14 protein-coding genes and 1 pseudogene are annotated in these 12,224 nt (G+C 59.6%); 12 read left to right on the top strand and 3 right to left on the bottom strand.

The features are described 5' to 3' along the window. Nucleotides 1-98: pseudogene (locus Q0M35_RS13290) on the top strand (thermonuclease family protein); the annotation flags it as partial. Here Q0M35_RS13290 and Q0M35_RS13285 read toward each other — a convergent pair. Further along, nucleotides 95-1,495, bottom strand: a complete 1,401-nt coding sequence (locus Q0M35_RS13285; RefSeq protein WP_295316071.1) for a helix-turn-helix transcriptional regulator — start codon at nucleotides 1,493-1,495, stop codon at nucleotides 95-97. The pseudogene Q0M35_RS13290 and the gene Q0M35_RS13285 sit on opposite strands and share 4 nt — an antisense overlap. Before the next feature lie 111 nt (nucleotides 1,496-1,606). Further along, nucleotides 1,607-2,836 carry a multidrug effflux MFS transporter gene (locus Q0M35_RS13280; RefSeq protein WP_295316069.1) on the bottom strand — a complete coding sequence of 410 codons (1,230 nt, stop codon included), beginning with the start codon at nucleotides 2,834-2,836 and terminating at the stop codon, nucleotides 1,607-1,609. Between the two features lie 184 nt (nucleotides 2,837-3,020). Between Q0M35_RS13280 and Q0M35_RS13275 the strand changes: the two genes are divergently transcribed. The 9 genes from Q0M35_RS13275 (at nucleotide 3,021) to Q0M35_RS13235 (ending at nucleotide 9,512) form a co-directional block, all read left to right on the top strand. Beyond that, entirely contained in the window at nucleotides 3,021-4,553 is a 1,533-nt protein-coding gene (locus Q0M35_RS13275) for an acyl-CoA carboxylase subunit beta (RefSeq protein WP_295316066.1), read from the top strand. 54 nt (nucleotides 4,554-4,607) lie between these two features. Further along, a complete protein-coding gene (locus Q0M35_RS13270) occupies nucleotides 4,608-4,955 on the top strand; it encodes a Rho termination factor (protein ID WP_366519662.1) in 348 nt (115 codons plus the stop codon). After that, on the top strand, nucleotides 4,891-5,289 hold the full coding sequence (locus Q0M35_RS13265; RefSeq protein WP_295316064.1) for a RidA family protein: 399 nt from the start codon (nucleotides 4,891-4,893) through the stop codon (nucleotides 5,287-5,289). The genes Q0M35_RS13270 and Q0M35_RS13265 overlap by 65 nt, the downstream gene beginning before the upstream one ends. Further along, nucleotides 5,286-5,684 (top strand): cupin domain-containing protein, encoded by a 399-nt coding sequence (locus Q0M35_RS13260; protein WP_295316062.1) that lies wholly within the window; start codon nucleotides 5,286-5,288, stop codon nucleotides 5,682-5,684. The genes Q0M35_RS13265 and Q0M35_RS13260 overlap by 4 nt, the downstream gene beginning before the upstream one ends. Then, nucleotides 5,681-6,061 (top strand): DUF6497 family protein, encoded by a 381-nt coding sequence (locus Q0M35_RS13255; protein WP_295316060.1) that lies wholly within the window; start codon nucleotides 5,681-5,683, stop codon nucleotides 6,059-6,061. The genes Q0M35_RS13260 and Q0M35_RS13255 overlap by 4 nt, the downstream gene beginning before the upstream one ends. A gap of 181 nt (nucleotides 6,062-6,242) precedes the next feature. Then, nucleotides 6,243-6,383 (top strand): hypothetical protein, encoded by a 141-nt coding sequence (locus Q0M35_RS13250; protein WP_295316058.1) that lies wholly within the window; start codon nucleotides 6,243-6,245, stop codon nucleotides 6,381-6,383. A gap of 72 nt (nucleotides 6,384-6,455) precedes the next feature. After that, complete coding sequence (locus Q0M35_RS13245; RefSeq protein WP_295316056.1) at nucleotides 6,456-6,812, top strand: hypothetical protein; 357 nt, start codon at nucleotides 6,456-6,458, stop codon at nucleotides 6,810-6,812. A 298-nt stretch (nucleotides 6,813-7,110) separates the two neighbouring features. Next, nucleotides 7,111-7,317 (top strand): hypothetical protein, encoded by a 207-nt coding sequence (locus Q0M35_RS13240; RefSeq protein WP_295316054.1) that lies wholly within the window; start codon nucleotides 7,111-7,113, stop codon nucleotides 7,315-7,317. A 149-nt stretch (nucleotides 7,318-7,466) separates the two neighbouring features. Next, nucleotides 7,467-9,512, top strand: coding sequence for an acetyl/propionyl/methylcrotonyl-CoA carboxylase subunit alpha (locus Q0M35_RS13235; RefSeq protein WP_295316052.1), 2,046 nt, complete (start codon nucleotides 7,467-7,469; stop codon nucleotides 9,510-9,512). A gap of 65 nt (nucleotides 9,513-9,577) precedes the next feature. Here the strand turns inward: Q0M35_RS13235 and Q0M35_RS13230 are convergent, their stop codons facing one another. Then, nucleotides 9,578-10,042, bottom strand: a complete 465-nt coding sequence (locus Q0M35_RS13230; RefSeq protein ID WP_295316050.1) for a DUF4174 domain-containing protein — start codon at nucleotides 10,040-10,042, stop codon at nucleotides 9,578-9,580. Nucleotides 10,043-10,207: 165 nt separating this feature from the next. Between Q0M35_RS13230 and Q0M35_RS13225 the strand changes: the two genes are divergently transcribed. Together Q0M35_RS13225 and Q0M35_RS13220 are read left to right on the top strand one after the other, a co-directional pair. Beyond that, nucleotides 10,208-11,149, top strand: a complete 942-nt coding sequence (locus Q0M35_RS13225) for a hypothetical protein (RefSeq protein WP_295316048.1) — start codon at nucleotides 10,208-10,210, stop codon at nucleotides 11,147-11,149. Next, nucleotides 11,112-12,224, top strand: a 1,113-nt coding sequence (locus Q0M35_RS13220; protein WP_295316046.1) for a methylmalonyl-CoA mutase family protein, incomplete at its 3' end; no start/stop codon positions are given. The genes Q0M35_RS13225 and Q0M35_RS13220, both read left to right, overlap by 38 nt.

Below are 12,224 nucleotides of genomic sequence, written 5' to 3'. Positions count from 1 at the left end.
ATTATGACCGCACGCGGATCCGCGCCGATAAAGGTGAGCGGTGGTTTTGCAGCGGTGCCGAAGCCCGTGCCGCAGGCTGGCGCGCCGCGAAACGCTAAGTCACCTGATAGGGCAACACGCCCCGCAGGTTCGGATTGACGGTCAGACGGCGTTCAAGCGGCGGCACGGCGCGCTGGTGGCACGCGGTCCGCTCGCAGATCCGACAAGAGATCCCGATCGGTTCGAAGGCAGCTTCGCGGTCCAGATCCATCCCGTCGGCATAGACCAGATCACGTGCATGGCGTACTTCACAGCCCAGCGCTATCGCGTACCGCCTGAGCGGCGCACCAAAGCGTCCCGCAGGCTTAGTCACGTCGCGCGCGAGGCTGATGTAGCGCACCCCGTCCGGTGTTTCGGCAAGCTGACGTAAAAACTGTCCGGGCAGTTCAAAGGCGCGGTGCACGTTCCAGAGCGGGCACGCCCCGCCGAAGCGCGCGAACTGCAGACGGGTGGCTGAATGACGTTTGGTAATTGTGCCCGCCTGATCCACGCGTACGAAGAAAAAAGGAATACCCTTTGCGCCGGGGCGCTGCAATGTCGACAGGCGGTGAGCGACCTGTTCGATCGAGGCGCCGAAATGACCGGCCAGCACCTCGAGATCGTGGCGGCATTCGCGCGCGACACGCTGAAACGGACCGTAGGGCATGAGCGCCGCACCGGCAAAATAGTTGGCGAGGCCGATTTTGGCGATGGCACGTGCTTCAGCACTGTGAAACCGCGCGAGATCCAGTGTGGCCTCCAGAAGGGGATCCTGTTTGATGAGTGCCACCTGCAGCAATAACTGGAAGGTCTGTGTTTCATGCGGCGCACGGCGGGAGAGGATCAGTCTGCCTGTTTCGCTGTCGTAATGTCTGATCTGATCGGTGTCCGTGAAATCCACAGTGACACCGCTGTTGCCGAGCGTTGCTGTGGCCGCGACCCGGATGTTGCGGGCATTGCCCTCTTTGGTCGCGAAATTCTCGGCGGCACGGTCCACGGCGTCGATATAGTTGTCGCAATAGTGAAAGAAGTCGCGCACCTCTTCCCAGGGGCTGGGGGTTGCGCGGGCATCCTCGCGGCCAAGTGCCTCGTCAAGTGAGGCAAGCCGTTCCTGCATCTGGCGATAGCTCCGGTGCAGCTCCAGAAAAGCATGAGCAAAGGCAGGGGCGTTGGAGGCCGCCAGCCGCAGATCAGCCACCGGCGGAAGGCTGTCGGAAAAAAGCGGATCGGCGAAGGCCTCGCGCATGTCGCTGACCAGCCGTTCGCTGTCGCCGGCGCTGAGTTCGGTCACGTCGAGGCCGAACTCTTGTGCAAGTGCAAGCACAACCGTGGTCGAGACCGGCCTGTTGTTATTTTCCATCTGGTTCAGATACGGCAGCGAAACGCCGAGCTTGGTGGCAAAATCCTTTTGCGTGTTACCGAGACGGGTGCGCACTTCGCGCAGTTTGGCGCCTGCATAAAGTTTCTGACTGGTCATATGACCTGACCCTCCGGCGCAGATTTGCAAATTTGCAGATTCGCTGACCGTAGCTTTGCAAACCCACCCGGGCAAGGTGCAGGAAGACAGTTAATGAAACGCTAAGCCGGGTCAGGCAGCGGGAGTGCCAAGCCCGATCCTGCGTTCGCGCCAGTAGACCGCAAGAATTGACACAATGGCGGCCGTCGCTGTGATCAGCATGATGTACAGCAACGGGAAGGCACCCGTCTCGGGGGTCAGCAACACGCCGGCGAGTGCGCTGAGAGCGGCCCCGCCGCCGATCATAATCGCACCACCAAGGCCGGAAGCTGTGCCGGCAAGCTGCGGACGGACGGACAGCATACCGGCCGTTGCATTCGGTATCACAAGACCGTTGCCCATGCCTACAAAGGTCATGAACCCGAAAAAACTGAGCGCAGAGCCGTGGCCTGCCAGAAAAACACTCAGCGACAGGACAGCGCCTGATGCATTGATCAGACAGCCGGTGAGGATCAGCCGGTTAATGCCGATGCGCTGCGCGAAAAGTCCGGTGCACATGTTTCCGAAGAAATAGCCGATCGCCGGAGCGCCAAAGAATATGCCCACCCAGAAAGGCGACAAACCAAAGACTACAGAACCGACAAAAGGCCCGCCGCCCAGATAGGCAAAAAACGAGCCTGAACAAAAAGCCGCTGCCAGCGAATACCCCCAGAACCGGGGCGAGGTGAGCAGTTCGGGATACTCAGCAAATTGCTCGGTCAGCGTGCGGTCGGAGGGGCGCGCTGTCTCACCCTGGTCTGCCCAGGCCAGCCAGAGTGTCAGCCCGCCAAGAAAGAAGAGTGCCCAGAAGTTTGCTTTCCAGCCGAAAAGCTCGTCGAGAATGCCGCCGAACATCGGGCTGACCATCGGCACCACGGCCATGCCCATCGTGACATAGCCGATCATTGACGCCGCCTGATCCTGATCGAACATATCGCGCACCGCCGCGCGGCTCAGCACCATGGCGGATGCGACCACCGCCTGGCACATGCGGAAAAACAAAAAGATTTCTACATTGGGCGCGACGATACAGCCGAGCGTCGCCAGCATAAAGAGCGCGAGGCTTGCGAGGATCACCGGCCGCCGCCCGTATTTGTCGGAGACGGGTCCGATAAAGACCTGCAGTACACCGCTGATCCCCAGATAAAGCGCTACGGAAAGCTGCATCACGCCGTAATCCGTGCCGAAATGCTCGGTCATGCGCGGCAGGCTGGGCAGGAACATGTTCATCACAATCGCCGACATGCCTGCCAGCAGGATCAGTGTCGCGATGTGCGGTGGCGTGGACCGATCAAGAAAGTTGATGACAGGCGGATTTTGCATGCAGGAGATGTAGAACTGCCTCCCTGCAGAGTCCATGCACAGCTTACCCGTCTGAAACGCACAATTTGCGGATTTGCAGTTTGCACCAGAGAATGTGAATAGGCTTTGCAAATTTGCTAGATTGCACTTCGTATGGTCAACGCATTCCTGTAGTGTCCGCGATATCATTCAAGCGGGGTCCGGTATGAAAGACATTCTTGAGCAGCTCGAAGACCGGCGCGGAACGGCGCGTCTCGGCGGCGGGCAGAAACGCATCGATGCGCAACATTCACGCGGCAAGCTGACAGCGCGCGAGCGTGTGGACCTTTTGCTTGATGAAGACAGCTTCGAAGAGTTCGATATGTTCGTCACGCATCGCTGCACGGATTTCGGCATGGAAAAGCAGAAACCGGCTGGCGACGGTGTGGTCACGGGATGGGGCACGATCAACGGCCGGCTGGTTTATGTTTTCAGTCAGGACTTTACGGTTCTTGGCGGGTCCGTGTCGGAGACCCACGCCAGGAAGATCTGCAAGATTATGGATATGGCGGTGCAGAATGGCGCCCCTGTCATCGGGATCAACGATTCCGGCGGTGCCCGCATTCAGGAAGGTGTGGACAGTCTCGCAGGCTATGGCGAGATTTTTCAGCGCAACATCCAGGCCTCTGGCGTGGTGCCACAGATCAGCGTGATCATGGGCCCCTGTGCCGGCGGCGCCGTCTATTCACCTGCAATGACCGATTTTATTTTTATGGTCAAAGACAGCTCTTATATGTTTGTGACCGGCCCCGATGTGGTGAAAACGGTTACCAATGAACAGGTTACCGCAGAGCAGCTCGGCGGTGCCGGCACACACACGCGCAAATCCTCAGTGGCAGATGCCGCATTTGAAAATGACGTCGAGGCGCTGGCCGAAGTGCGCCGCCTTGTCGATTTCCTGCCGTCCAACAACCGCGAAAAGCCGCCCGTGCGACCATTTTTCGATGATCCGGAGCGTATTGAGCCTTCGCTTGATACGCTGGTGCCGGAAAATCCGAACACACCCTACGACATGGCCGAGCTGATTACAAAGCTCGCCGATGAGGGTGATTTTTATGAAATCCAGGCGGAATTTGCCCGCAACATCGTGACCGGATTTATCCGCATAGAGGGGCGCACGGTAGGTGTTGTCGCCAATCAGCCGATGGTGCTTGCGGGATGTCTGGACATCGACAGTTCGCGCAAGGCCGCGCGGTTTGTACGGTTTTGCGACGCCTTTGAGATCCCGATCCTGACGCTGATCGACGTGCCCGGTTTTCTGCCCGGTACAAGCCAGGAATACGGCGGCGTGATCAAACACGGTGCCAAGCTGCTTTATGCTTATGGCGAGGCAACCGTACCGATGGTGACGGTGATAACGCGCAAAGCCTATGGCGGAGCTTATGTGGTGATGTCTTCCAAGCACCTGAGGTCCGATTTCAACTACGCCTGGCCTACCGCAGAAATTGCGGTGATGGGGGCCAAAGGCGCGACTGAGATCGTACACCGGGGCGATCTGGGGGATCCGGAAAAGATTGCGAAACACACGGCGGATTATGAAGAGCGCTTCGCGAACCCCTTTGTCGCCGCTGAACGGGGCTTTGTGGATGAGGTGATCATGCCGCGCACGACGCGCAAGCGTATCGCGCGTGCCTTTGCCAGCCTGCGCAACAAAAAGGCGCATATGCCCTGGAAGAAGCACGACAATATTCCGCTGTAGGCCCGGAGGGAACGGTAATGATGACCCCTGCGTTCGCTCGGAAAAGAGCGGAAAATGGCGAAATCACACGGCAAAAGCATCAAAGACGACGAGACCTGCGACGCGCTGCGCGATCAGGGAGCCTCAAAGGAGAAAGCGGCCCGGATCGCCAATGCAATAGCCAGCGACAGCCAGTCGCCGTCGCAAAAGGGGGGCTGCAAGCTGCCCTGCGAAGAGTGCACGAAAGACGACCTCTGCACGCGCGCTCAGGAACTCGGGATCGAGTGGCGTCCGGATATGAACATGGACGCGCTGATCAGGGCGCTGCGCGCGCACTTATCTTTGCGGGGTTGCGCGCGTGACCCTCTTTCACAACATCAGCGATGCCCCGGAACACGTGGCGCCCTTTTCGCACGCGGTTGAGGCCGACGGCTGGGTGATCCTGACCGGACAGATGCCCACGGTGCCCGGCGCGCCTCAGGCAGATCTGCCCCGCGGGGTCGCAGCGCAGACCGATCAGGTGATGAAAAACCTGCAGACCGTTCTCGCGGGGCTCAGGCTGGACCTGAGCGATGTGCTGCAATGCCGCTGTTTTCTCACAGAGTTCGAGCGTGATTACGCTGACTTCAACGAAACTTACAAAAGCTGGTTTCCGGCGGACAGGCTGCCCGCGCGGACGACAGTCGGTGTAACGGCGCTGGCCGTTGGCGCGCTGGTCGAAATTGATTGCGTGGCACGCAGGAGGGATGCGCCATGACGAAACTCTGGAGTAATCAGGCTTTTACGATCAGCCACGCCGACGGAGGCCGGTTTGAGGGAAAGGGGCTGCGGCCGTTCTTTGAATACCGCGAACTGGGGATCAGTGCCGCGACAAAGGGCGCATATGGTGCGCATGTTATCCGTGCGGTGCCGGGCATGGAGAGCCCTGCCGCCTGGCACAGCCACGATCTTGATTTTCAGATGGTTTACGTGACCCGGGGCTGGGTTGTTTTCGAGTATGAAGAAACCGGCGAGCACATGCTGCGCGAAGGATCCTGTGTGCTGCAACCGCCCGGTATCCGGCACCGCGAAGTCCGCCATTCAGACGATCTGGAGCTGCTGGAGATCATATCACCCGCTGTCTTTGAAACAAAGGATGAGGCGGCGCCGTGAGCACCGGGATCACATATGTTTCGGAAGCCGCGGTTGCGCCTGACGCTTTGCTGGTGCCATCGGGGCAGCCGATGGATCTTTTCGAAGTACTGGTGGACCGGGTGGATGCCGAGACATGGATACGTTTCCGCTTTGTCGTACCTTCGATAGCGCGCGCACGCGGCGAGGTAAGTTTTTTCGACGTGCAGGACGATTTTGAATATCTGTGCACCCGCGTGGCGTTGCCATATCTTATTGAACGGAATCTTAGTGCCGATGCCGTGGTGGTCAGCCTTCTCGACCAGCCTGCGGAATTCGGACAGGCGGATGAGACTGTGACGCAGTTCGTCGAAGTCTTTCGTGTCACAGACGGCATATGCGCATGGGAGGCTTTATGACGCGCTCCTGCTTTGCGGCATTGCAGTCACATCGGGCGCAGATGCTTTTCGCGGCATATCCTTTGCCGGGTATCTGCGTTAGACTGCGCCACGGGCCGCATATCATGGCCCGGAACACAATCCCGCGCTGCGCAAAACCAGCTTTTGCAAGACCGGGTGAGGCAGAAAACAGGAGACATAAATGTCCGGAACAATCAGATTACTGGCAGTATTTGGCCTCGTTGCATTCGTTGCGGCCTGTGCCCAGGAGCAGGAAGAATTTGTTGTGGTCGACCCAGAGCCGATCTCAACCGAGCCGACCTACACCGGCAAGTACAAGTAATAACACTGCGGGGCAGGCTCCCGGGCCTGTCTCGTCACCGCCTGCGTCCCGCTGGTCTGACGGGGGGCTATCATGCTGAAACATCGCGGTTTTCCGGGGCGGCTGCCCGGCACAGACTATCAGTTTACGCTCAGACGTTTTAATCCGCGTGGCGTTACACCGCTCACTGCCCGCGAGCGCTTCAGAGATCGCAAGCCTGCTGACCGGCGTGCCGATGCTGCGTTTTTCGCTGCACTCTGGGAGCATTTCGGCGCGGAACCTTTTGAGCGCGGCAACCTTGATGCAGGCAGGCTCTCCTGGCTCTTTGGCCGCGAGGTGCTGCCGGCAACTGACCCCTTTGATCCCGAAAGTTATGAAGCTGTCCTGGTGATCAATGAGCCGGTCGCCCGTGCCTCCTTCCCCGAAGCTTTTACGGAGGGATCGGCGTGAATTTGCCGGCCAGTTCCTTAAACCGGCAGGTGTCGGCCTATACACGAGGCGGACGCACCCGGTCGTTGCGCGATACAACCCTTGCGCGTATTGTCGATAGTGCAGGCTGGTGCGTGTATCCCTGCCCCGGTTCTGCGTACAAACTTCGTACCCCTTCCCCTGGCGGACAGATCAGCGCACAACGCTCTGAACTGTCCGCCTTTTTCGCGGACAGCGGCTTTGGTGCCGGTGTAAGTGATATGCGTCAGCGGCCGCATAAAGACGGTCCGGCGAAAGGCAGAGCAAAGAGGGTCCCCTCGTGCAGTTCAGACACTTCATTTTCGCGGTTGCTTCCTGCTCCCTTCTGGCCGCCTGCGGCAACACGGTTACCGAACAATCGCTGGGCGGTGCTGTCATCGGCGCCGGTGCAGCGGTCGTTGTCAGCGGCAGTGTCCTGCAGGGCGCGGCAATCGGTGCCGCCGGTAATCTGGCCTATTGCCAGCTTAATCCGGGTCGGTGTAACTGACCGAAACTCCGGACTGAATTCCATATACCCACCGCATGCAGGACCTGCATGTGGCCTGTTGCGTTTGCGCCGTGCGCCCTCTGCCACCTTACCAGCCAGTGCAGCCATGCTGCCTGCCTCACTGTCACCCCGTTGAAGAAGGACATCCGATGTTCAGCAAGATCCTGATCGCTAACCGTGGAGAAATCGCCTGTCGGGTCATCAAGACCGCGCGCAAGATGGGCATTACAACAGTGGCGGTATATTCTGACGCTGACAGACAGGCGCTGCACGTGCGGATGGCTGATGAGGCGGTGCACATCGGGCCGCCACCTGCCAACCAGTCTTATATTGTGATCGACAAGGTGATGGAGGCCGTGAAGTCCTCAGGCGCTCAGGCAGTCCACCCGGGGTACGGCTTCCTTTCAGAGAATTCCAGGTTTGCCGAAGCACTTGATGCCGCCGGCGTTGCATTTGTAGGACCGCCCGTCGGTGCCATCGAGAAGATGGGCGACAAGATCACTTCCAAGAAAATTGCGCAGGAAGCCGGAGTTTCCACGGTGCCTGGCTATATGGGCCTGATTGCGGACGCGGATGAGGCGGTGAAGATCTCCGGCGAGATCGGCTATCCGGTGATGATCAAGGCCTCCGCGGGTGGCGGTGGTAAGGGTATGCGGATTGCATGGGACGACGAGGAGGCACGCGAGGGCTTTCAGTCGTCGAAAAACGAGGCGGCGAATTCTTTTGGCGACGACCGGATCTTCATCGAGAAATTCGTGACGCAGCCGCGGCACATCGAGATCCAGGTGCTCTGCGATGCGCATGGCAACGGCATTTATCTGGGCGAGCGCGAGTGCTCGATTCAGCGCCGGAACCAGAAAGTGGTCGAAGAAGCCCCGAGCCCGTTTCTGGATGAAGCAACGCGCAAAGCGATGGGAGAGCAGGCCGTCGCACTGGCGCAGGCCGTCGGATATACGTCCGCCGGCACGGTCGAGTTTATCGTCGATGGCGAGAAGAACTTTTATTTCCTTGAGATGAACACCCGCCTGCAGGTGGAGCACCCGGTGACTGAACTCATCACCGGTGTGGATCTGGTGGAACAGATGATCCGGGTCGCCAACGGCGAAAAGCTTTCGATCAGCCAGAAGGACGTGACCCTGACCGGCTGGGCCATCGAAAACCGGCTTTATGCCGAGGATCCTTACCGTGGCTTTCTGCCGTCCATCGGGCGGCTGACGCGGTACCGTCCGCCCGCCGAGGTGGCAGCGGGCCCCTTGTTGCAGGAGGGCACGTGGCAGGGCGACGCGCCTGCCGGCGATCTGGCGGTGCGCAATGATACCGGTGTTTTTGAAGGCGGCGAGATCAGCATGTTCTATGATCCGATGATCGCTAAGCTCTGCACCTGGGCGCCGACACGGGCTGAGGCCATCGAACAGATGCGTGTGGCACTCGACAGCTTTGAGGTTGAGGGGATCGGACATAACCTGCCGTTCCTGTCGGCTGTTATGGATCATCCGCGGTTTGTATCCGGAGACATCACCACAGCCTTCATCGCCGAGGAATATCCCGAAGGTTTCACCGGTGTGACACTGCCCGACGCGGAACTCGCGCGGATTGCGGCGGCGACAGCGGCGATGCACCGGGTGGCTGAAATCCGGCGTGCGCGGGTGTCGGGCCGGATGGACAACCACGAGCGTAAAGTGGGCTCGGACTGGAATGTCAGCCTTGGCGGGCACTCCTATGACGTGGTGATCAGTGCTGACACCGGGGGGGCGACCGTACGGTTTGAGGACGGCAAAGAACTTCGGGTCAGCGGCGCCTGGACGCCGGGTGATCAGCTTGCAGAAATGATGGTGGACGGGCGCGCGCTGGTGCTGAAGGTCGGCAAGATCAGTGGCGGGTTCCGCATCCGGACGCGGGGCGCCGATCTCAAAGTGCATGTACGCACCCCGCGTCAGGCAGAACTGGCGCGGAAAATGCCCGAAAAGCTGCCGCCGGATACGTCAAAGATGCTGCTTTGCCCGATGCCTGGTCTGATTGTAAAACTGAATGTCGCGGCGGGGGACGAGGTTCAGGAAGGGCAGGCTCTGTGCACCATCGAGGCGATGAAAATGGAGAACATTCTGCGTGCCGAGCGCAAAGGTGTCGTCTCAAAGGTCAACGCGGGCGAAGGCGACAGCCTGGCCGTGGACGATGTAATCATGGAGTTCGAATAATCCGTGACCTGTGCGGGCACCATAACTCCGGGCCTGCGCACAGGATGCGCCCTGGCGTGGCGGGATCAGTTTGTGCCGTCGGCGCGCGCCCGTTCCTTGGCCTCGCGGATTTCTCTCTGGCGGATCGGCATTTTGTCGATGCTGCGTGATATTTCGCGTCCGTCCCAGGGGAAAGGTTTGCGTACGTTCACAGTGCCTTCTTTATTGATGATCACCAGCATAAACCCGCGCGGACGCAGCTTGCGTCGCAGATCGGATTCCGCGTCAGGGTCAGTGTCGGTGATCACAACGACGTCGCGCTCGCGCATTGCGGCCTCGCGGGAGCGCAACAGTTCGAGCTGTTCTATGAACATTGGATCGTCCGGCGTATCGGCAAAAACAACCAGCGGGCGTTTTTTCCACTTAAATTGTTTTAAATCCACCTCAGTTACATCGACAAAGAGGGGATCTGCCACAGTTTCCTCAGCCGTTCCCGGTAAGGGTGCAGCTGCAAAAAAGCTCATCAGAACAACGGGTAGCAGTCTTTTCATTATCTCTCCTGATGCACCATATATAACCCCTGTTTCGGGATATGCGATGGGGAAGACGTGGGATTTTGCCATTAAAGCTGCGGCAAGAGGTCCGGGAGTATGATCGCGCAGGACGCGTCAGGCGGGCTTTCGCAGCCGATCGCCGCCAACCGGGCAGGAAAAGTCATGGATGTTATTCTTCATCTTGGTGCGCATCGTACTGGGACCACAGGGTTCCAGGATTACATGCGGCGCCACAAGGCTGCGCTCACAGAGCAGCAAGTCGGCTTCTGGGGGCCGGGGCGGACACGACGCGGTCTGTTTTCCGGCATCATCCCGGGGCCGGGCGTGGCGCGCGGACGCGACCTGCGGACAAGGGGAGAGGGCCGGGTGCAGCTGCGGCTGAAAGGCGCGCGCCATCGCGGTGTGAAAACGCTCGTGGTGAGCGACGAGAACATGCTCGGCACAGTGCGTGAAAACCTTTGCGAAGGCAGCCTTTATCCGTCGGCAGGAGAGCGTACAGCACGCTTTGCCCGCGCCTTTGACGGAGAGATCAGCGGCCTGTTGCTCTCGGTGCGCAGTCTGGAGCTCTGGTGGTGCTCGGCGCTGGCTTTCGGCGTCTCGCGCGGCCACCCGCTGCCTATGAAAAACAAGCTGGCGATGATCGCCGGGTCGCAGCGTGGCTGGCGCGATGTGGTCACCGATGTGGCCTGTGCCGTACCCGGTGTTCCGATCCGGGTGATGCCTTTTGAAAGCTTTGCGGGCCGGTCGGATGTCTTTCTTGCCCGCGGCACCGGTATCGATGCGCCACCCGATAACGACCGGCAGTGGCTTAATCGTGCGCCCCGCCTGCCGGACCTGCGCCGGGTGCTGACGGAGCGCGGCACAGAGGCTGCGGAACTGCCTTTTGGTATGGGTCGCTGGAACCCTTTTTCGAACGAACAGCATGCCGCGCTGCGCGAAGTATATGCGGACGATATTATGTGGCTGACCGCCGGTGCCGATGGCCTGGCGACGCTGACAGAGGACCGGATCCGGACAAGAGCGGGGACAACTCCGCCGGCCGGGTCAGACAAAAAAGGACAACCTGATGAGCACGAAGAAAGACAAGTGGCGCGGCCTGGCTGAAACAGAACTGCGCGGGCGATCACTCGACGATCTGACCTGGAAAACGCTCGAAGGCATCGATGTGCAGCCGCTCTATACGGCTGATGATATCGAGGGGCTGGCGCATCTGGGCACAGTGCCCGGCGAGGCGCCCTTTACCCGCGGTGTGAAGGCCACGATGTACGCAGGCCGTCCCTGGACGATCCGCCAGTACGCCGGCTTTTCCACTGCCGAGGAAAGCAATGCCTTTTACCGTCGCGCACTTGCCGCGGGCCAGCAGGGGGTTTCGGTCGCCTTTGATCTGGCCACGCACCGCGGCTATGACAGCGATCACGAGCGTGTCGAGGGAGATGTGGGCAAGGCCGGTGTCGCCATCGACAGTATTGAGGACATGAAAATTCTCTTTGACGGGATTCCGCTCGATAAAGTTTCGGTCTCAATGACAATGAACGGTGCGGTCATCCCGATCCTTGCCAGTTTCATTGTCGCAGGAGAAGAGCAGGGGCATGACCGCGCCGTTCTGTCGGGCACCATTCAGAACGACATCCTCAAAGAGTTCATGGTGCGCAACACCTATGTCTACCCGCCTGAGCCGTCGATGCGGATCATCGCGGATATCATCGAATACACTTCTGATGAGATGCCGAAATTCAACTCTGTCTCGATCTCCGGCTACCACATGCAGGAAGCGGGCGCGAGCCTCGTGCAGGAGCTTGCCTTTACTCTCGCAGACGGGCGCGAATATGTGCGCGCGGCCATCGACCGGGGCATGGATGTCGATAAATTCGCCGGCCGTCTGAGCTTTTTCTTTGCCATCGGGATGAACTTTTTTATGGAGGCCGCCAAGCTGCGCGCCGCACGTCTGCTGTGGTCGCGGATCATGACGGAGTTTGAACCGAAGAATCCGAAATCCTCGATGCTGCGCACCCACTGCCAGACCTCGGGTGTCAGTTTGCAGGAACAGGACCCCTATAACAACGTTGTGCGCACGGCCTATGAGGCGATGAGTGCTGTGCTCGGCGGGACGCAGTCGCTGCACACCAACGCGCTTGACGAAGCCATCGCGTTGCCGACGGATTTCTCCAGCCGGATTGCG

The organism is Roseobacter sp., assembly GCF_024639605.1.
Lineage (GTDB): Bacteria > Pseudomonadota > Alphaproteobacteria > Rhodobacterales > Rhodobacteraceae > Roseobacter.
This window is presented reverse-complemented; position numbering and strand designations above follow the sequence as displayed.

What these genes read in the sequence shown, in the direction of transcription:
- Q0M35_RS13285 (WP_295316071.1), bottom strand. Translation starts at nt 1,495, where the DNA reads ATGACCAGTCAGAAACTTTATGCAGGCGCCAAACTGCGCGAAGTGCGC.
- Q0M35_RS13280 (WP_295316069.1), bottom strand. Translation starts at nt 2,836, where the DNA reads ATGCAAAATCCGCCTGTCATCAACTTTCTTGATCGGTCCACGCCACCG.
- Q0M35_RS13275 (WP_295316066.1), top strand. Translation starts at nt 3,021, where the DNA reads ATGAAAGACATTCTTGAGCAGCTCGAAGACCGGCGCGGAACGGCGCGT.
- Q0M35_RS13270 (WP_366519662.1), top strand. Translation starts at nt 4,608, where the DNA reads ATGGCGAAATCACACGGCAAAAGCATCAAAGACGACGAGACCTGCGAC.
- Q0M35_RS13260 (WP_295316062.1), top strand. Translation starts at nt 5,286, where the DNA reads ATGACGAAACTCTGGAGTAATCAGGCTTTTACGATCAGCCACGCCGAC.
- Q0M35_RS13250 (WP_295316058.1), top strand. Translation starts at nt 6,243, where the DNA reads ATGTCCGGAACAATCAGATTACTGGCAGTATTTGGCCTCGTTGCATTC.
- Q0M35_RS13245 (WP_295316056.1), top strand. Translation starts at nt 6,456, where the DNA reads ATGCTGAAACATCGCGGTTTTCCGGGGCGGCTGCCCGGCACAGACTAT.
- Q0M35_RS13235 (WP_295316052.1), top strand. Translation starts at nt 7,467, where the DNA reads ATGTTCAGCAAGATCCTGATCGCTAACCGTGGAGAAATCGCCTGTCGG.
- Q0M35_RS13230 (WP_295316050.1), bottom strand. Translation starts at nt 10,042, where the DNA reads ATGAAAAGACTGCTACCCGTTGTTCTGATGAGCTTTTTTGCAGCTGCA.
- Q0M35_RS13225 (WP_295316048.1), top strand. Translation starts at nt 10,208, where the DNA reads ATGGATGTTATTCTTCATCTTGGTGCGCATCGTACTGGGACCACAGGG.